Below are 19,831 nucleotides of genomic sequence, written 5' to 3'. Positions count from 1 at the left end.
TATATTTTGTAAAACCTACTTAACCTATGCTCCCAAAAAAACCAAGGCATGTTTACTATGCCCTACTTTTGATAGCCCTAAGCATTGTGTTTAGTGTATCGAAGGCAAATTCGATAGTTTATGAGCTTATTGCGGATGTTACTTCTGCGGTCGAAAATATAAACTCGACGGAAATGCTCGTTCGGCAAGCAAAAGATAATAACCTACTAGACAACGCTCAAGCCAATGTGGTAGAAGCGGTTAATATTGATGCTATTTCAAGTCCAATGATGTTTGCTACAATCATCAATGGGGCAAACGAAGAGGTAACATGTACCAATGACGGTAGTACCCTAGCAAAATTTTTCCTTTGCGGAACAGGTGATGATAGAACTCTTTCTGTAAGTGGAAGTGGTACTATTACCTGGCAAAAGCTGTCCTCAAGCTGTTCGTTTGTAGGAACCGACACCTGTCCTGTGAAAGACAATAGTTGTTATGGACCGGCTGTTACGAGTGCAACTTATTTTCTTGACGCCAGTGACTCTTCCGTTTCGGGGGAATATCGCGTTAGGGTAGGGTCCGGGGCCTTTTATTATTTTAGGGTTTCTTCCAATCCATTGAATCCGCAGCTTAGTACCCAGAATATTATTTGTGGTAATCCAGGAAGGGTAGAGGTAACCAATGTTCCTGCAGGATATGAATACAGTCTTAATTCTCCAGCAGGTCCTTATCAGGACAATCCGTATTTCGATATATTGACTGCTGGTAATTATCAAGTATATACTAGGTTAAAGAACGCTTCTCCAAGTGCTTGTGTATTTCCTTCACAAACAGTAACTATTAGTGAAGTAGATATGACCGTGGTTGTTTCCAAGGTAGACATCACCTGTAGTGGGGACAAGGGTAGTATAAGCATTAATATTTCTGGAGTACCTGGATTTTATAGTTATAGGTTAATTAGAAATGGTGTCACCATGAACACCTATGGTCCTAACGGGTCAAATACTCACACATTTAATAATCTTGGAGCTGGTACCTATTCAGTATCGGTTCAGGCAGGAAGTAGTTGTACCCAAACTATAAGTACAATCAGCGGAAATCCTATTACTATTGGTGCCGGATTGGTTCCTGTAGATGCCACCGCATTTGCGACCGATAGTTTTGGTTGCGGTGCCACAGCTGTAAATATTACCATAGATGCTAGCGGCGGTACGGGACCATATCAATATAATGTAAATGGAGGAGCTTTCGGAAGTAGTTTTGCTAGTGCTACTACGCATACCGTGAGCAGTCCTGGAACTTATAATATTATAGTAAGGGATGCCAATGGATGTACCAAAAATGCATCTGTAGATGTTGAAAATATTCCCCCTCCAGTATATAATATCACCACTGTTGATGCAAATTGTGGGGGATCCAATAACGGAAGCATTACCGTTAATGTTACCAATAGTAATGGTTACAACTTGGTGTATAGTATTAACAATGGTGGTTCTTTTCAGAACAGTAATGTCTTTTCCAATTTAGCACCTGGTAATTATAATGTAGTACTTAGGTATCAACAGGATACTTTTTCCTGTACCACTCCTGCGGTAAGTAGATCCATAGGCACTCCATCTACCATTTTGGGTAATGCCAACGCCACTCAAACCCCAAGTTGTATCAATGAAAGTGGGGGGCAAATTACCTTTTCGGGAATTAGTGGCGGTGTAGGACCATACGAATATAGTATTGGTTCGGGGTTCATTCTTAACAATACAGTGTTTAATGGGATTTCCGCAGGAACCTATTCCCCTCAAATACGGGATGCCAATGGCTGTGTTACCACTTTACCGAACATTGTGTTTAGTCCATTGAATAAACCTACCGATATCGATTTTACCGTATCCAGTATTGATTGTGCAACGGGCACGGCATCTGTTTCCTTGGCAGTAACTGGGGGAGCGACAATAAGTACTTATGAAATAATAGCCCCAATAACTGCCAGTAACGCTACCGGGGTTTTTCCTGGACTGGGATTGGGTAGTTATACTTTTAGGGTAACCGATTCTGCGGGCTGTAGCTATAATGAAAGTTTTGCCATTACCGATATTAGTTCTATTGGAGTTGCCAGTCAGTTGCTCACTAACGTAACTTGTTTTGGAGATAGTGATGGTGCCGGTCGTTTTATTGTAGACGGATTTAGTGGTACTTATAAATATCAAATAGATGCAAATCCAGAGGTTACTGGTCAAACTTCCAATATTGTTGCAGTAGGAGGATTATCTGCAGGTTCCTATACTATAACGGTAACCGATGAAGATACCAACTGTGTTGATACAGCTACCTTGACCATTTCTGAGCCAGTAACTGCACTGACTATGGCACCTATCTGGACCGATATGAGTTGCCAGAATAACAATAGGGGAGCAGTAAACGGGAATGCTTCTGGTGGATGGGGCAGCTATAAATATACACTTACTAGGCCTAATGGAAGTACTGTAGGACCAAAGAGTAATCCAAATTTCACAGGCTTAACGGATGATTCAGGGGCCTATACTATTCTGGTAGAAGATGGTGGGGGTTGTACTGCATCCGCCAGTTATACTTTTACTATTCTTACAGCACCTACTTTGGTGTTGGATACTGGAGCTTCCGATTTCTGTTTTGATAGTGCCGATGCAACGACCATGGTTGTCAATGCCAGTGGGGGAGATGGTAATTATGAATATCGAATTGATAATGGAGCTTGGGTTGCCGGAGGTGCCAGTGCAAGCTTTGGAGGTCTTACTCCGGGCAACCATACCATTCAGGTTAGAGATGGAAATAACTGTATAGATGATGTTGTTAGGAACATAAGAGCCCAGACGACTACGACAGTAAGTATTCAAAAAGAACTTACCTGTAGTTTGGTACCAGGTGCAGGAGATGCCGATATCCGAGTTAATATAGGTAATGGGAACCTTCCTTATGGCACCTATGAAGTTGATTTTAATGGTGGGGGATACGGACCCACTACGCCTATTGCAGGGAGTAGTTTTGTGTATACCACGCCTAGCCAGGGAACCTATCAGTTCCGGATTACGGATGGTTCAGGTTGTGTGGTAGAAACCAATGTGGTTACTATTAGTGCGACTGATGTATTGGTAGCTACGGCAGATGTTACGGATCCACGATGTGGGGATCCTAATACGGGGGTAGTGGAATTATTACCCGATACCACTGTGGGGGTAGCACCATATGCATATAGTGCAGATGGTGGCTTTACTTATACAAATCAGGCCGTATATGGTAATCTTTCACCAGGAAATTATACCTATTATGTAAGGGATAGTAGAGGGTGTTTTATAGATGTTGATTTTACAGTAGGACCACCAGTAGCAGGAGTTGATGCTACAGTAGTTGCCAATGATGCAGTATGCTCAGCAGGCATAGCTAATGGATCTATAGACGTTACAGCTATAACCAATGGAAACCCTGATTATACTTATACTCTTTTGAACGCAGCAGGAGGAATAGTTAATACTATTGGACCAACAGCTAGTACGTCGGAAAGCTTTTTGAATCTACCACAGGGAACTTATACGGTTATAACAAGGGATGCCTCCGGATGTGAGGATCGTGATGCGGTAACTATAGGTCAAAACACAATCGATTTGGTTCCTGTTTCAACAACAGATCCACAAGATTGTACAACTACATTTACATATATTGTAAATATCGTTGGAGGGACACCTGGTTACCAGATTGGCTTACTTGGTGAGACGCTTAATCCGGTTACCGTAGCACCATATAGCTATGATTTTACGGGACAGATCCAATACGGTGCTACTTATTTTGTTGAGGTTATAGATGCTTTGGGATGTAGGTATGTTGAGCAGATAGACCCTATTCCAGGACCTTCACTGACGGTCAATGCCACTTCGACCTCTGCTTCTTGTGATATTGCGGGCAATGGGACCATTTCCTACAACGTTACTGGTACCTCTGGGGCCAATGTTGAAATTAATGTGTATGATACGGATACTGGTAGTTTGATAGTAGGATATGGGGCTATGATAATTCCAGCGGCGGGTCCATACCCAGATCTTACGGGACTTAACCCTGGGAATTATCAAATTTTCGCTGAAGATCTTACCAGTGGTTGTGTTGGTGAGGCATTGGTATCCATAATCCAAGATATCCCGACCGTTAGCATTGATAGTAATACCAATGCCAATTGCAACGACCCAAACGGACATCTGATCGTGCGGGGTGTAGGGGGAACAGGACCTTACCAGTTTTCCGTAGTGCCTACAACAACAGCGGTGGGGGCATATTCGACTACTACCAACTATGATTTGGCACCTGGTGTTTACGATGTTTATGTACAGGATGCCAGTGGTTGTGAATCTGTAAGTACGGTAACCATTTCTATGGATCCTGGAGTGCCAGCACTTACTATAGATGTAACTAATCAATGTTTTGTAGTGACTTCCTATAATGTAGCGGTAACCTCTCCATTAAATAGTGGCCCAGCCCCTGAGACTACCTTTCAGTACGATATAGGCTCTGGATTTCAAGATAGCCCTAATTTTATTGTTCCCAATCCCGGAACTTATACCATGACAGTTCGGGATGGTAATGGATGTACAGCAACCAATATTTTTGAAGTATTCGATTTCTTTTCCATTACGGCATCTGCCTCCGCGGAACCTTCCTGTAATAATGCAGATGGAAGTATTACGGTAGTAACTTCAGGTGGTAGTGGGGATTTTGATTATGTGCTGGATGATGGCGCTGGTTTTGTAGTCAGTCAGTCTGATGATCCTTTATTTACGACTTTACCTCCAGGAAATTATACCATAACTGTTACAGATAGAAGTTCCAACACCCCTACGCTTTGTACGGATAGTGCTGTGGTTGAAATTATTTCAGTAGATGAGCCTATAATAGATACGGCATTACCGGAAGATATTACTTGCTTTGGAAGTGCCGATGGCAGTATTACGGTGGATTTGATCGATGCTTCGGCCACTGACGGGCCTTTCGTATATAATTTGTATGACAGTTCCAATACTTTGGTGATAAGTCAGGCAGACGCTATTTTCGAAAACTTAACTGCCGATATCTATTCCGTTGAGGTGGTGTCTAGTAGAGGGTGTATGTCAACTCGTGTATCTGCAACAATTGTAGAACCTACAGCACTAATTGGCGCGGCTAATGCCCCTGCCTTTACATGTAACCCCGCCAGCAATACGTTTAATACATCTACTATTACGGCATACGCCGATACCAACGGTGATGGTTCCGGTACTTTGACAGGAACAGGGCCCTACACTTACAGTATTAATGATGGAACGGCAGTGTTTGATGGGACCAATTTCCAGAGCAGCAATACCTTTGAGATTATTGATAATGGTAGTCCCCAAACTATAATAGTCACTATACGGGATAATAATGGTTGCGAAGTTTCGGATACGGTCAACTTAACGCCTCCATCGGGATTAACCTTCAGTTTTAATGAACTTACCTCTATTACTTGCGATGCATCTGGATCAGGTGTTATGGCCAGTACGGTAGAAATAATTATTAATGAAGGACCGGGAAATTACGGTGTGGAAATATTGCCTTTAGGCTCACAGCCCGAACGTCTTACAAGTGGATCCGATAGGCTTGTGTGGGATTTGGATACTCCCGGGGATTATATTTTTGCGGTTCGGGATATTGCCAATGGGGGTTGTTTATTTGTTACCCCCACATATAATGTTCCCGATTACAATCTTATCGAGGCCATTATTAATGAGGTGAAACCGGTAACCTGTTTTAATGGAACTGATGGAGAGATAAGTATAGAGGTCAACAATTATACGGGTATTTATAATTATGAAGTATTTACCCGCGATGCAGCAGGTGTTGAGACGAGTACTGGAGTAACCGGAAGTTTTGATACAGCCAATCCTATTAGTAGCCCAGAAATAATAACAGGTGTGCCAGCGGGCAATTTGTTAGTACGTGTAGAAGCAGTGGATAGTCCATTTTGTGATACCGTTAGTAATACAACTACGGTACATGGTCCGGATAGACCCTTGGATCCCACACCAGCACAAACAGCGGATGTAACTTGTTTTATTCCTGGTAGGGGTGAGATTACTGTTTCCGGTGATGGTGGCTGGGGAGGCTATGAATATCAACTGGAGTTGGAAACTGCGCCGGGAGTCTATCTTATGATAGCACCTTTTTCTACCAATAATGTGTTTAGTGATTTAATAAGTGGTACTTATCAAGTGAGTATAAGTGACTCTGGCGGGTGTGTGGTAATGGAAGATTTCACCATTAATCCACCTGTGCCCATTGCGTCAGATATTAGAATAGTGCAGCCATTATTATGTCCTGGCTCGAACGACGGAATTATTGAAGCCTATAATGTAACAGGAGGGGAGGACATCAACGGTGATGGCGAAGAATATCTGTTTCAGTTAAATAGGTTGGATACTTTGGGGAATATTGTAAATACAAGTGGTTTGCAAGAATCAGCCGTTTTTCCAAACTTACCCACAGGAAATTATACTATAGTGGTTTATGATGGTTGGGGATGTAGCTTTACCACGCTTCCCATTTTTATCCAAGACCCACTTCCTGTGGATGCCGATTTGCTGGAAACTTTGGCTCCTGGTTGCGGGGATGAGGGCCGAATGGAACTTACTATTGTTAACCCAGTACCGGGAATGGAGTATTTTTATCGTAGGTCTGGCACCGCAGATCCCTTTGTTTCTTTTGGGGGTATTGGTATAATTACCGCAGAAATAATAATACCTGATGTAAATGTAAACCCAGGACCTTATCAGTTTGATGTACAGAATGGGAACGGCTGTCCTGAGCAGAAGTCCAATGAAATTAACCTGGATCCAGCCTTGCCGCTGGTCATAGCCTTGGATTTGGTAGATGCCAATATTAAATGTGCGGGTCAACCTACGGGTATTGTCCGATCCGAGGCATTTGGTGGGGTCGGGAATTATATTTACACCTTGGTAAATAATATTTTGGATACTGGGGTACCGGGAGTGCCAAGAGTCCCCCTTGCTGCTGATATTGTTAGCGGGCCACAAAATTCGGGTATTTTTAGGGATTTACCTCCTGGGACATATTATGTATATGCCACTAGTCAAGGATGTACTGCAATTTCCGGTGAAATTTTAATTACGCCAAAAGATCCATTAATATTGGATCGTTTAGAAGCGGTCCCAGTAAGTTGTAATGGAGATACCAATGGTCAGGTCATTATTGAAGCCAGCGGTGGTACCGGAAAAATTCGTTTTTCTATTTCCGATACCTTAAGTGAGTTTTTTGAAGGGGAAGATCCATCGAATCCTAATTTTTTCACCTTTACGGATTTGCCCCCTGGAACATATGAAATTATAGTACAGGACGAATTGGGCTGTAATATTTTACAGGAAGTGACCATATTGGAACCGGAAGAATTGGTAGTGGCCAATGTGGATACCACCCCGGAAACCTGTATTATGGCTTCAGATGGTTCGGCACAGCTAACCATGATGGGAGGAACGCCTTTTACGGATACCTTAAGTGGAGTGGAATATTATGAGACCAAAATTATTGGACCAAACTCTGTTGGGGATGAAGTTTTTGTTAGAAACGATTCATTGTTTTTCGATAACCTAATGGGTGGTGAGACCTATGTGGTGTTCATTAGGGATTCTATGGGTTGTGAGGCAAATGCGGTAGTTCCTATCCTTATTGGTGTCGATTTAAACTCAGAGCCGATCGTAGAATATGGTTGTGAGGGAATATTCCCCAATAGCACGGTTACAATTCGTATGGCGGATGCTAGTTTAATGCCGAGGCTGCTGTTTTCACTGGACGTAGATGATATGACCATGGCAAATACCCAAACTGTTTTTGGTGATTTAAGCGCCGGTAACCATACTGTTTATATCTATCATGAAAATGGATGTGCCACATCTGTTGATTTTACAGTGGATGCCTTTGAACCCTTGACCCTGACAGCGATAAAAACAGGTCCCAATGAAGTAACTGCAATGGCTACAGGTGGATTTGGAGGTTATGAATATTTCTTCCAAGGAGATTCTTTTGGGGTGGTAAATGTATTTTTATCCAACCAAGATGCCAATGTAACGGTAAGAGTGGAAGATATAATGGGGTGTGAAGCTACCATTACTATACCATTTAAATTTACTGGAATGTTGGAAGTCCCCAATTTCTTCACCCCTAATGGGGATAATATGAATGACGAATGGTATCCTGGAAATAGGGATTATTTTCCAAATATAGAAGTTAAGATTTACGACCGTTACGGTAGGGTTGTGGCTATCTTAAACCAGGTATCCGGATGGGACGGTAATTATGATGGCAAGGCAGTACCCTCAGGGGATTATTGGTATGAAGTGAATGCCAATGATGAGGATAAACAACAATTCTTTGGGCATTTCACCCTCTATAGATAGCGGAATTATTCTTTAGACCAGAATATTAAAATCTATAAGCTAATAGGAGTACGGTGATCGAGGGAACTAGGCCTTTTTGTCGGGATTTATGTTTCAATACGCTGATCCTTGGACAGGTTACTTTTTACCTGTATATTTCCATGAAAAGGGCACTAAAATCTTTAGTGCTCTTTTTTATGACATATAACTTTTTATTTAGAAGGATTGTACTATATTTGCAGTCCGAAAAAACAGCTATATTTTTTCATTGAAACTGTATAGATGACCATTTCGGGGATGTACCACGCCTGAGGCGTGGCAGGTCTCACCCGGTTTGTAACGCAAGGCGTTATTATTGCGCCGCGTTTGGGATGCGGAGGTCGTCACGCTTTGGGCGTGACCACCCTAAGAAAGATAGTATATGTTCGTTTATATTTTATATAGCGAAAAACGTTCAAGATATTACGTAGGTCAAACTGCTGATATTAGAAAAAGATTGATAAGACATAACCTTGGTGTTGTTCCTTCTACAAAGGGTGGAGCGCCTTGGGAGTTAGTTTTGCAAATTGAAGTCTTGTCGCGTTCGGAAGCAATTGTTTTAGAACACAGGATAAAGAAAAGAGGAGCAAAACGTTTTATAGATGACCATTTCGGGGTGTAGCGTAGCCCGGTTATCGCGCCGCGTTTGGGACGCGGAGGTCGTCACGCTTTGGGCGTGACCACCCTAAGAAAGATAGTATATGTTCGTTTATATTTTATATAGCGAGAAACGTTCAAGATATTACGTAGGTCAGACTACGGATATCATAAAAAGATTGAAAAGACATAACCTCGGGATTGTTCCTTCCACCAAGAGTGGGGTCCCTTGGAAATTAGTTTTGCAACTGGAAGTATTATCTCGCTCGGAAGCCTTGATTTTGGAGCGACGTATAAAGAAAAGAGGAGCAAAACGTTTTATAGATGACCATTTCGGGGTGTAGCGTAGCCCGGTTATCGCGCCGCGTTTGGGACGCGGAGGTCGCAGGTTCGAATCCTGCCACCCCGACCAAGAAAATCCGATCACATTTGTGATCGGATTTTTTGTTTTCCACTGCGTAGTACCGCTAGGTACTCAAGCAGCGGAAAACGAAAAAGGCGACAGGCGTTAGCCTGTGTCGGATTTCCTTGAGCCCCGGCCCCTCCCGATAGCTATCGGGACAGGTTCACCGAACGGAGTGTGGTAATCCTGTTCGGCTTTCCAATTTTATTGTATAACGCATTACCGCTAGGTACTCAAGCAGCGGAAAACAAAAAAAGATCATGACCAATTGTAGTGTTTATGCCAAAATTGTCGTCAATCTATAAAGGAAGAATTCTACATTTTTCACACCTCTAAACTGAGCTCTAAATTTAGACTAATTAATAATCGACAAAATAATTTTTAGCAATATGAAAAATCCTATATCTGAAAAATAACATAAAATTATTTTCACCTCTATTTATTGTCATATTATTGGTGTTTTTCATTAAATGATGAATTATATTTACTAAAATCAATATTTATCAGAATAAAATCCATCATTTTTAAATTGATATTATAGTGAGAACGGTTTAATAATGGTCGATAAGCTAAAATTGAGCAATATGAAAGACAGAGTAGATGAAATGGATTTCAAAATTTTAAGTTTACTGGCAGACAATGCACAGATGCCTTATACCGAGGTAGCTAAGAAGGCAGGTATTTCACCAGGTACCGTCCATGCGAGAACAAAAAAAATGATAAATCTAGGGTTGATAAAAGGGGCAACCCTTAAACTAGACTACAGTAAAATAGGGTGGAAAATGACTATTTTTCTAGGCCTTTATCTACGGGAAAGTTTTATGTACAAACAAGTTATCGAGGCTTTACGAAAGGTGCCAGAGGTAGTTAAAATTCACCACAGTACGGGCAAGTATGATATATTTCTGAAAATGCATGCTAAGGATAGTATGCACTACAGAGATATTTACCAAGATACTATTTTACTCATAGACGGGATAAAGGGTGTAGAATCTTTTATGTCCGTAGAGGAGAATATGAGCCGACATATTTCTTTTGAGTAATTTATAATTCTCCAGCTTTTAATTGGCCATAAGTGCTAAAGATAGGTGAACTATTGGTCCATACATTTGGAATAGGATAGCAGATCAGAGAATAAGGTGATTTCAAGGAATATCATCCACGATGAACTAGTGCAGCCACCGAAAAATATTGATATCAGTGTTATTATTAATTAATAGTTATCCAGGGGAGAAACACCTCCAAGAACCCCTCCCCAATTAATGAACCCAAATTACCATAAAGGTTTCTACATATTTTTCAATTCCGCCACCAAATCCGTCAAGGCGGCCTTGGCATCACCGAAAAGCATGGAGGTTTTGGAATTGTAGAACAATTCATTCTCTATCCCGGCATAACCTGCATTCATACTACGTTTGTTTACGATGATATGTTTGGCATTTTCAACATCCAAAATTGGCATACCGTAAATAGGACTCGCTGGATTGTTATGTGCTGCGGGGTTTACAACATCATTAGCTCCAACAACCAGTACTATATCGGTATTGCTAAACTGGGGATTAATATCTTCCATTTCAACCAGCATATTGTATTCCACGTTGGATTCGGCCAATAGCACATTCATATGTCCCGGCATACGTCCAGCTACAGGATGTATCGCATACTTTACATTTACCCCTTTTTTTGTCAATAGCTCTTCCAACTCGTGAATTACATGTTGTGCTTGTGCAACTGCCAAGCCGTAGCCTGGAACTATGACCACATTGTTGGAGTAGTTCATCATTATAGCCGCATCGCTGGGGTTGGTGCTCTTTATTGATCCTAGGGTCTTATTTTCTCCAGCGATTGCTGCAGCTCCCCCAAAAGCTCCAAAAATAACGGACCCTAAGGTTCTATTCATGGCCTTACACATGGCAACTGTTAGAATAATTCCTGCGGAACCTACCAGGATTCCACCAACGAGCATTACCATATTGTTATATAAAATCCCTGTAATGGCAGCGGCAATACCTGTTAAAGAATTCAGCAGTGAGATTACCACTGGCATATCTGCACCCCCAATGGGAAGCACAAATAGAATTCCATAGATTAGGCCTGTGGCCAATAATGTGTACAATAATAACTGACTATCTACGCTATTAAAAACCATAAATGCCGCAAAAATGACAATTCCGATAATGGTAATGTTGTTTATAATGTTGTAATAGGGTATCCTTACCACACTTTTTAGAGTACCGTTTAGTTTGCCCCAGGCAATTAAACTACCGGAAAAAGTAATGGCCCCTATTATAATCCCGGAAACTATGGTTGTGGACTGGGTAGCGTTATTAACATTTTTACTGTATTCTACCAACCCGATCAGGGCTGCGCTAGCCCCTCCAAAGCCATTGAACAAAGAGACCAATTCTGGCATTTTTGTCATTTCTACCTTAATAGCTATCAACCAGCCAATTATGGAACCAATAATAATTGCCGCCCCAATAAGGATATAAATTAATGGTGGAACCTGCTGTTCATGAACAAAAACGGTTCCCACAATGGCCAATCCCATTCCGACGGCGGCAGTTAAGTTTCCTTTTTTCGCCGTTTCGGGGTGACCCAACATTTTTAGGCCAACAATAAAAGTTATGGTAGCGATCAGGTATATAATATTCAATAAAATCCCCATTATTTTTTTCTTTTAAACATTTGTAACATTCTATCGGTAACAGCAAAGCCACCAACTACATTTAAGACCCCTAAGACTACCGCAATAAAACCTAATGTCAAGGCCAAATAGTCGGAAGGATCCGCGTGCAACATCACCAAAATAGCGCCAACAATTACAACGCCACTCAAGGCATTGGCACCAGACATCAAAGGAGTGTGCAAAACCGCAGGAATGCTCTTTATAACCTCTATCCCAACGAATATGGCAAGGATAAGGATATATGTAATCTGTAGGTTGTTCTCAATAAATTCCAAAATTTCATTCATCATTTATTTTTTTTAGTTTTTTCTAATAGTTCCATTTTGGACGATCAAGGTTTCATCCGTAATTTCTTCTTCCAGATCCCATTTAAAATTGGTCTCTAGGGTTAGATGCATTATATAATTGTAAATATTTTTGGCATAAAGATCACTGGCGTTTGTGGAAACGCTCCTTGGATCAATGCTTGTACCGATAACCTTTACACCATTTTTAACAATGGTTTTATTTATCTGGCTTACTTCACAGTTTCCGCCTTGGGCAGCTGCTAAATCTATGATTACTGCTCCATTTTTCATGTGCAATACCTGTTCTTCCGTAATTAAGATTGGTGCTTTTCTACCAGGAATATTGGCCGTAGTAATAACCAGGTCAGCTTGAAACAATGATTTATTTACAGCTTCTTTTTGTCTTTTCGCATAATCTGCCGAGGCTTCCTTAGCGTAACCACCTTCCGATTCCTCGCCTTCATTGTCTACTGAGATAAATTTTGCCCCCAAGGATTCTGCTTGTTCCTTGGTTTCCGACCTTATATCCGTAGCCTCTACTATAGCTCCCAATCTTTTGGCAGTGGCTATGGCCTGTAAGCCGGCAACACCAATACCATATATCAATACCCTTGCTGGGGCAATGGTCCCGGCCGATGTCATCATTAAAGGAAAGATTTTGGTCATTTCAAAGGCTCCTAAAATAACAGCTTTATAACCCGCCAGATTGTTCTGTGAACTCAATACATCCATATCCTGGGCCCTTGATATCCTTGGGATGGCATCCATGGAAAAAGCGGTAACGCCTTTATTGGCAATGGCCTGAATTAGTTCTGGGTTCGACTTGTGGTACAATTTACTGATCAAAATCTGCCCTTCGTCCACTAGTTTTAAATCTTCTTCGTCAAAGGGATTGATTTTTAGGAGTACCTCGGCTTCATGGAAAATGACCGCTCTTTTTTCAACAGCCACCGCAACATTTTTATAATCCGAATCCTTGAAAGAAGAGTACTCACCAGCACCTTCCTCAACAAGTAGTTCAAATCCAGAGGCAATTAATTTTTTTGCAATGATCGGTGTAATGGCAACCCGTCTTTCACCATCCAAGGTTTCTTTTAATATGCCTATTTTCATATTGGTCAATGGTTTGGTTATGTAAGTAAATTAACTTTTTGGTTTAAATTATCGAAAAGCGTTAAAACTAGCGAATCAACAAAATATTTTAGATCTTTTATAAGAAAGATTACAATTTTAATGTTAATTGTTTAATATTTTGCAACTTGGGGTAAATCTAGAGTATTCTCTTTTTTAATATGATTTTAAGTTTAAAGTTTTTGATTTATATCCCTTGTCGCCATTCAACACTTCAATATTAAGTATGAATTAGATTTTTGGCATCCTGTACTGTCTGCCACTTATCTTTTAGGCAATGAAATGTTGTTAGCCTTTCCATGGGCAGGTCTTGCGCGAAGTAGCCTATTAATCTTTTGTTTTGGAGAAAAACAAGGAACCTTAAGCCTTAAAATGTTTTTTATTCATGGGTTCCATTAGGAAAGTTGTTGTATAGGGTAACAGTTATGGATCGGAATAATTTTATGATAAATCCATAAAATTATTTATAGCCTTTTTTAAACTCCAATGGAGTTGTCTTTGTTTTTATTTTAAACATTTTGGAGAAATAAGCATAATCCTGATATCCCAGAATCTCCGAAATTGCGGATAAAGAATTAGCCGAATGTACTATTAAGCGTTTGGATTCCAATATAACTCGTTCTGTAATCAAATCTGTCGTTGTTTTTCCCAATGTCGTTTTAACGATCCTATTTAAATGTTTCGATGTAATATTTAATTTATCAGCGTAAAACTGGGCAGACTTTTTAGTTCTGAAATTCTTTTCTATGTTTTTCTCTAAAAGTCGCAATGTCTCCAAATACATAGAAGAAGTTGTATCTTTTGAGTGGCCTTCCAAACTGTATTGCCTTGCCAAATCTATATAGGTTGCATTTATAAGACTGGCTATTTTTTGATATTTATATGGCCTTTCCATATAATACTCATCATTAAGTTCTTTAAACCGCAATTCTAGAAAATTAACCTCCTTGGAGGGCAATTGTAAGAGGGGTGTATTTTTATGGGTATAATAGAATGGAAATTGTTCCAATTTGCTTTTTGAAAAATGAAGCTCATAAAAATCCTGGGTATGAAAAAAGATATAGCCTTTCGGGGCGCTTTCAAACTTCCAATAATGGGTCTGTCCAGGGCGTAAGAAAAATACACTCCCAGGAGAAATGGTATAACGGTCAAAATCAATCTCGTGTATGCCAGTGCCCTTGGAAAATAGTATACATAGAAAAAAATTGTGCTTATGTGGTTTGTGAAAGTGATCTTTATTTTTTTCCAGGTGGTCTTTTATCCCATTGCTGTAAAAATTTGATGGGGGTATATCCTGCTCAAATTGTTGAATATTTAAAATAGGTATGACTTTCATAGAATAGTAATATGTCCTAAAAGTACAAAAAATGGCGATTTCATTACAAGTGATATTTTACTGTGATGGTTTATATTTGTTATATCCAATTATCTAAGATATATGCGATTATTACCTATTTTGAAGGGCGAGTGCCCAAATTGCGAGAAGACTAAAATTTTTGGTTCGAAGGGGAATCTATTGCTTTTGCAAATTCCGAAGATTCACGAAAGGTGTAATAACTGCAACTTTAAGTTTGAAAGGGAACCTGGTTTTTTCTTTGGTGCCATGTTCGTAAGCTATGCTCTAACTGCTGCTGAGTTTATTGCCTTTTCTATTGTTTCCTATTTTTTATTGGGTATGTCGCTAACCGTAACATTTATTGGAGTTGTAATATTGGCAATTTTGATGAGCACGTTAAATTTTAGGATGTCAAGAATAATATGGATATATATTTTCGCCAATTCTGGGCAAAACAAAATACCCGTTTCTAGAAAAATCTAAACTCAATATCTTTTAAAAGTTAAAAGCAATATTCCCTGTACCTAGTTAGTTGATCATATTTTAGGCGAAGTGGTCAGTATTTCCAATTAAATACCTCCTTCTATATCATTTGCATGGTAGATGTTTTCAATGCGTCCAAGAATAGTAATTGAAATTAGGTACGTTTCCCCCTATTGATTGAAACTTATTTTATTGGTTCTTGGGCAATTTATGGGCGGCTCTCATTTGTTCGCTATCCCAATGATTATCATATTCAATAATACCCCTTTTCAAATCTTCTTCCAACTGTTTTTCTTGTTGCTTTATTTCCTCGGTAACCCTAAAAATATACTCATCTTTGGTTTTAGGTTTATCAGCTAATCTTCTCAAACCTTGCTCGTCATATTGGATAAATTTTTGGGCCTGCCTATGAATGGTATACTTTCTAAAACCTAAAAAATGGAGTGCATCACCAGCCATTTTAACAGAGGTTTCCAATGATTCTCTATATACATCGTCAATTCCTAAGTTTAACAATTCATAGGCATCGTATCTATTCTTGGCTCGGACCATCAGTTTCACCTTCGGATATTTTTCCTTAACCATCTTTGTTAATTGGATTACGGTATCGGGATTATCAATGGCCGATATTAAGATTTTGGCTTCAGCTAGACCTGCCGATTCCAATAGGTCCATCCGAGTGGCATCCCCATAATATACTTCGAATCCCATTTTCCTTAAAAGGTCTACTCGGTTGGAATCGTTATCCAATATGGTGGCCTCAATTCCGTATGACCTAAGGAATCTGCCTACTGTACTTCCGAAATGGCCAAATCCAACTAAAATAACCTTATGGGTCTTAGCTATATGATCTACGGATCTAGTTTCAGATTTTTTCGTACCAAGTCGAGGTAAGATGAGTCGCTCATTAAGCATCCCAAGTATAGGAGTAAGTGACATAGTGAGTGCCGTTACCACTAACATCATATCCAGTTCTACCCGGTCCAAAATGTTTAATTGAAAGGCAAAGGAGAGAAGAACAAAGGCAAATTCCCCAATTTGGGCCAGACCTATAGTTAGGAGAAGTCTTTGGTCTACTTTTAGTTTAAAAATTACAGCCACCAAAAATAGGATTACTGCCTTTAATACGATTATGGCAATTACCAAACCACTTATCATTAAGGGGTTTTCTCTGAGGACAATAAAATTAATAGAGGCACCTACGGCCATAAAAAACAAGCCTAGCAGTAGGCCTTTGAAAGGTTCTAAATTACTTTCCAATTCATGTTTAAATTCACTGGTAGCCAATACTACTCCCCCTAGGAAAGCTCCTAAAGCTGGACTTAGTCCCACTAATTCCATTAGATAGGCCAGGGCAATAACGATGAGCAAAGCGGAGGCCGACAATAATTCCCTTACCCTAGTTTTTGCCACAAGGCGCAACATGGGTACAAAAATATAACGTCCTGCAAGAATCACTAAAACAACCGATAGGAAAATAGCCAAGGCTTGGAATCCAAGAGGTAGATTTTCAAGTAAATAAAGATGATCTCCCTGATCTGCGGCTACTGCAGTTTTTTCGGTATCTGTCAGTAGTGGAATTACAGCCAACATAAGTATCACTATAATGTCCTGAAAAAGAAGAATGGAAAACGAAGAGGCTCCATAGGTGGTATTCATCAAGCCATTTTCCTTTATAGTCTGTAGTGTAATGGCGGTGGAAGAAAGTGATACGGCCATAGCTATAATCAAGGAGACTTTCCAATCAAATCCAATAGAAATAAACAGTAAGTAGGAAACGATCATTGTGCCTAGTACTTGGGCTCCTCCCATTCCTACTATGGCTTTTCTCATTTTCCAAAAGTTCTTTGGTTCTATTTCAAGCCCAATTAGAAAGAGCATCATTACAACACCGAATTCGGCAAAATGAAGAATGTCCTGACCTTCATCTCCAACAAAACCTAAGATATAAGGACCAATTAGTACTCCAGCCAACAAATAACCGAGAACGGAACTCAAACCAAACTTCTTTGCAATGGGTACACAAATTATGGCCCCTGCAAGAAATACAATTGCTGTGAAAAGGAAGCTGCCACTCATTTTGTTTCAACTTTATTTAGTTGGGGGGTATCATTCAAGAATTCGCAGTCACTTACAGTTCCCATGGTCTGGTCTTCCATTAAACAGCGTATTAATTGTTTGTACTGTAGGGTATGTTTTACCAACTCTTGATCGGTTATGTTATGGGTTCCCATTACGGTGAATGGAGGGAGATATTCCATGCCACAAAGTCTGGCGGTTTGTTCAAAGGGACGTAAAAATTCATTTACCGAGTAGTTGTTGGATCCCGTTGGGCAATACACTTCCCTGGTTCCACCAGTGGTGATTACATTTAAACACTTTTTTGTTTTTAAAGCACTTACTTGGGGACCATATGCCCAGCCAAACTCCAAAACAACATCCATCCATTGTTTCATTAAGGGAGGACAACTGTACCAATAAAAAGGATGATGCCAAACAATTACATCATGTTCTTCCAACAATTTTTTTTCTGAAATTACATCAATGTTGAAATCCGGATAGTGTTCATACAGATCATGAAAAGTAACACCCTCTTTATTTTGAATACTTTCGACAAGCGCTTTATTCGCCCTGGATTGTTCAAATTTTGGATGGGCAAACAAAACCAATATTCGTTTCATATTTTTAATTTAACGGACAAATTTTATGAAAATTGATCCTAATTATTAGGGGAAAATTAATCTGATAAAATTTAACCTTCTTTTTCTGAATTCATCTTTTCTACATTGACGTCCATAGATGTTGGTAGTTCAAAGACTTCTAATTCAAAATAAGGAAGGGCAGCCAACAAATGGTCAAAGATATCGGCCATGATATATTCATAGTTTTCCCAGCGCTTGTCACTACTAAAGGCATAGATTTCCATTGGTATACCCTGGCCAGTAGGTGGTAATTGCCTGGTCATTAATGTCATTGCCTGGTTAATGGCAGAATGGTTCTTTAGGTAAGTTTCCACATATTTTCTAAAAACACCTAAATTCGTGAGGTTTCTTCCATTTATGGCTATTTGTTTGTCAATATCATGTTCCTTGTTATAGGTATCTATATTGGTATTTCTTGTCTCCAGGTATTTGGAAATTAGCTGTATTCCTTTTAAGGCTTCAATATTTTCTGTGGTCAGGAATTTTATACTTTTCTGTTTTATAAGTAGCGCACGTTTGATCCGTCGACCGCCGGATGCCTCCATACCTCTCCAGTTTTTGAACGAGTCTGAAATCAGTGAATAAGTGGGGATAGAGGTTATGGTCATATCAAAATTTTGGACCTTCACCGTAGCAAGGGAAATTTCGGTAACATTACCATCGGCCCCAAATTTTTCAAAAGTTATCCAATCCCCTATACGGACTATGTCATTTATACTTACCTGGATGCTGGCTACGAGGCCCATGATGGTATCTTTGAATATCAATAGGATTACGGCGGAAGCGGCGCCTAGGGCAGTAAAGAACTTCCATATGGTGGTATCGGTAATTACTGCAAAAAGAGTAAGAAGCCCTCCGATCCATGCGAAAATCATAAATACCTGAATGTAGCTATCCAGGGGTTTGTCCTTCATATGGGGCAGGGTTTTTAGATAATCCTTTATGCTGAGTAGAAGACCTCTTATAAAAGATAGCACTAATATTACCGCAAGGATTTCAATTGCCTTTAATACAAGGCCTTCTGTATGTTCAAAATCTAGAAAGGCAAGGGGAAGTAGTTCGTATAGCAATAACAAGGGAATTATATGTGCTACGTATCGTGGGACTTTATTAACGACTAAGAAATTATCAAAATTGGTGGAAGACCGTCTAGCAAACCTTACCGAAGTAACCCGCAGTACTTTCCAGATGATATAATCCAACAAAACTGCAACCAAAATTATTCCAATGAAAAGTATTAGGGCATTAAAATAAGAGGCCGTTTTGGCATCCATCCCGGATTGTAATAGGTATTCGTACAATATTCGCATTAAACTATTGTTCATGAACTCAATTCTATTTTAGTATATGGCAAAAGTAAGAATTGAGGTTCAGTTGTAACAGTAGATAACCAAAAAGTGTAACAGTCATTGTCTAAATTCACATTCTTGGATGACTTCTGTCACTTATAAAATTGGGTAACAATGGCTTATGTAATAAAAGTATAGCATCAATACCCAACTTTTTCATTTCATTGCTCGGACATCTTATAATTGAAGTTGTAGTAGGTAATTGAAGTTGTACTAGGCAAAATAAATATTGAAAATTGTTAAAAAAAGCATATATTGATTAAGGAAATGAGAGTTTATAAAAACCAACGTGGCCGTTGCAGAACTCCAATAAACATCAATTTTTGCTTTTATAAATGTGTGGAAATGCGTAAATTAAAGGTATGCAAGGCAGAAAGAACTATACCGAAAAACTGTTCCTCAGCTTCCAGTTA

General features: G+C 39.7%; 12 protein-coding genes and 1 tRNA gene. 6 read left to right on the top strand and 7 right to left on the bottom strand.

From position 1 onward, the window contains the following. The first annotated feature begins 26 nt into the window (after nucleotides 1–26). The 5 genes from CWD90_RS19875 to CWD90_RS19850 all read left to right on the top strand — a co-directional run bounded on the left by CWD90_RS19875 (nucleotide 27) and on the right by CWD90_RS19850 (nucleotide 10,484). Nucleotides 27–8,423, top strand: a complete 8,397-nt coding sequence (locus CWD90_RS19875) for a T9SS type B sorting domain-containing protein (RefSeq protein ID WP_103477811.1) — start codon at nucleotides 27–29, stop codon at nucleotides 8,421–8,423. A 400-nt stretch (nucleotides 8,424–8,823) separates the two neighbouring features. Then, nucleotides 8,824–9,063, top strand: a complete 240-nt coding sequence (locus tag CWD90_RS19870) for a GIY-YIG nuclease family protein (RefSeq protein ID WP_103477810.1) — start codon at nucleotides 8,824–8,826, stop codon at nucleotides 9,061–9,063. A gap of 79 nt (nucleotides 9,064–9,142) precedes the next feature. Beyond that, nucleotides 9,143–9,382, top strand: a complete 240-nt coding sequence (locus CWD90_RS19865) for a GIY-YIG nuclease family protein (RefSeq protein WP_103477809.1) — start codon at nucleotides 9,143–9,145, stop codon at nucleotides 9,380–9,382. Beyond that, a tRNA-Pro gene (locus CWD90_RS19860) sits at nucleotides 9,373–9,450 on the top strand. Before CWD90_RS19865 ends, CWD90_RS19860 begins: the two co-directional genes overlap by 10 nt. 575 nt (nucleotides 9,451–10,025) lie before the next feature. Further along, a complete protein-coding gene (locus tag CWD90_RS19850) occupies nucleotides 10,026–10,484 on the top strand; it encodes an Lrp/AsnC family transcriptional regulator (protein ID WP_192878047.1) in 459 nt (152 codons plus the stop codon). Between the two features lie 245 nt (nucleotides 10,485–10,729). Here CWD90_RS19850 and CWD90_RS19845 read toward each other — a convergent pair whose 3' ends face one another. The 4 genes from CWD90_RS19845 to CWD90_RS19830 all read right to left on the bottom strand — a co-directional run bounded on the left by CWD90_RS19845 (nucleotide 10,730) and on the right by CWD90_RS19830 (nucleotide 14,884). Further along, the gene (locus tag CWD90_RS19845) at nucleotides 10,730–12,109 is read right to left on the bottom strand and encodes an NAD(P)(+) transhydrogenase (Re/Si-specific) subunit beta (protein WP_103477807.1); all 1,380 of its coding nucleotides are present in this window, start codon (nucleotides 12,107–12,109) and stop codon (nucleotides 10,730–10,732) included. Further along, nucleotides 12,109–12,420 (bottom strand): NAD(P) transhydrogenase subunit alpha, encoded by a 312-nt coding sequence (locus tag CWD90_RS19840; RefSeq protein ID WP_239986573.1) that lies wholly within the window; start codon nucleotides 12,418–12,420, stop codon nucleotides 12,109–12,111. The genes CWD90_RS19845 and CWD90_RS19840 overlap by 1 nt, the downstream gene beginning before the upstream one ends. A gap of 9 nt (nucleotides 12,421–12,429) precedes the next feature. Then, the gene (locus CWD90_RS19835) at nucleotides 12,430–13,530 is read right to left on the bottom strand and encodes a Re/Si-specific NAD(P)(+) transhydrogenase subunit alpha (protein WP_103477805.1); all 1,101 of its coding nucleotides are present in this window, start codon (nucleotides 13,528–13,530) and stop codon (nucleotides 12,430–12,432) included. A 478-nt stretch (nucleotides 13,531–14,008) separates the two neighbouring features. Next, nucleotides 14,009–14,884, bottom strand: a complete 876-nt coding sequence (locus CWD90_RS19830) for an AraC family transcriptional regulator (protein WP_103477804.1) — start codon at nucleotides 14,882–14,884, stop codon at nucleotides 14,009–14,011. A gap of 102 nt (nucleotides 14,885–14,986) precedes the next feature. Between CWD90_RS19830 and CWD90_RS19825 the strand changes: the two genes are divergently transcribed. Beyond that, on the top strand, nucleotides 14,987–15,367 hold the full coding sequence (locus CWD90_RS19825) for a DUF983 domain-containing protein (RefSeq protein WP_103477803.1): 381 nt from the start codon (nucleotides 14,987–14,989) through the stop codon (nucleotides 15,365–15,367). Between the two features lie 189 nt (nucleotides 15,368–15,556). On the opposite strand, the gene CWD90_RS19820 is transcribed toward CWD90_RS19825, so the two are convergent. The 3 genes from CWD90_RS19820 to CWD90_RS19810 form a co-directional block, all read right to left on the bottom strand. Beyond that, nucleotides 15,557–17,446, bottom strand: a complete 1,890-nt coding sequence (locus CWD90_RS19820) for a monovalent cation:proton antiporter-2 (CPA2) family protein (protein ID WP_103477802.1) — start codon at nucleotides 17,444–17,446, stop codon at nucleotides 15,557–15,559. After that, nucleotides 17,443–18,048, bottom strand: a complete 606-nt coding sequence (gene kefF, locus CWD90_RS19815; protein WP_103477801.1) for a glutathione-regulated potassium-efflux system oxidoreductase KefF — start codon at nucleotides 18,046–18,048, stop codon at nucleotides 17,443–17,445. The genes CWD90_RS19820 and kefF overlap by 4 nt, the downstream gene beginning before the upstream one ends. 71 nt (nucleotides 18,049–18,119) lie before the next feature. Beyond that, nucleotides 18,120–19,394: a mechanosensitive ion channel family protein gene (locus tag CWD90_RS19810; protein WP_103477800.1), complete on the bottom strand. Its 1,275-nt coding sequence runs from the start codon at nucleotides 19,392–19,394 to the stop codon at nucleotides 18,120–18,122. Between the last annotated feature and the right edge of the window lie 437 nt (nucleotides 19,395–19,831).

It is taken from the genome of Arenibacter catalasegens (genome assembly GCF_002909235.1).
Classification (GTDB): domain Bacteria; phylum Bacteroidota; class Bacteroidia; order Flavobacteriales; family Flavobacteriaceae; genus Arenibacter; species Arenibacter catalasegens.
This window is presented reverse-complemented; position numbering and strand designations above follow the sequence as displayed.

What these genes read in the sequence shown, in the direction of transcription:
- CWD90_RS19875 (WP_103477811.1), top strand. Translation starts at nt 27, where the DNA reads ATGCTCCCAAAAAAACCAAGGCATGTTTACTATGCCCTACTTTTGATA.
- CWD90_RS19870 (WP_103477810.1), top strand. Translation starts at nt 8,824, where the DNA reads ATGTTCGTTTATATTTTATATAGCGAAAAACGTTCAAGATATTACGTA.
- CWD90_RS19865 (WP_103477809.1), top strand. Translation starts at nt 9,143, where the DNA reads ATGTTCGTTTATATTTTATATAGCGAGAAACGTTCAAGATATTACGTA.
- CWD90_RS19850 (WP_192878047.1), top strand. Translation starts at nt 10,026, where the DNA reads ATGAAAGACAGAGTAGATGAAATGGATTTCAAAATTTTAAGTTTACTG.
- CWD90_RS19845 (WP_103477807.1), bottom strand. Translation starts at nt 12,109, where the DNA reads ATGGGGATTTTATTGAATATTATATACCTGATCGCTACCATAACTTTT.
- CWD90_RS19840 (WP_239986573.1), bottom strand. Translation starts at nt 12,420, where the DNA reads ATGATGAATGAAATTTTGGAATTTATTGAGAACAACCTACAGATTACA.
- CWD90_RS19835 (WP_103477805.1), bottom strand. Translation starts at nt 13,530, where the DNA reads ATGAAAATAGGCATATTAAAAGAAACCTTGGATGGTGAAAGACGGGTT.
- CWD90_RS19830 (WP_103477804.1), bottom strand. Translation starts at nt 14,884, where the DNA reads ATGAAAGTCATACCTATTTTAAATATTCAACAATTTGAGCAGGATATA.
- CWD90_RS19825 (WP_103477803.1), top strand. Translation starts at nt 14,987, where the DNA reads ATGCGATTATTACCTATTTTGAAGGGCGAGTGCCCAAATTGCGAGAAG.
- CWD90_RS19820 (WP_103477802.1), bottom strand. Translation starts at nt 17,446, where the DNA reads ATGAGTGGCAGCTTCCTTTTCACAGCAATTGTATTTCTTGCAGGGGCC.
- kefF (WP_103477801.1), bottom strand. Translation starts at nt 18,048, where the DNA reads ATGAAACGAATATTGGTTTTGTTTGCCCATCCAAAATTTGAACAATCC.
- CWD90_RS19810 (WP_103477800.1), bottom strand. Translation starts at nt 19,394, where the DNA reads ATGAACAATAGTTTAATGCGAATATTGTACGAATACCTATTACAATCC.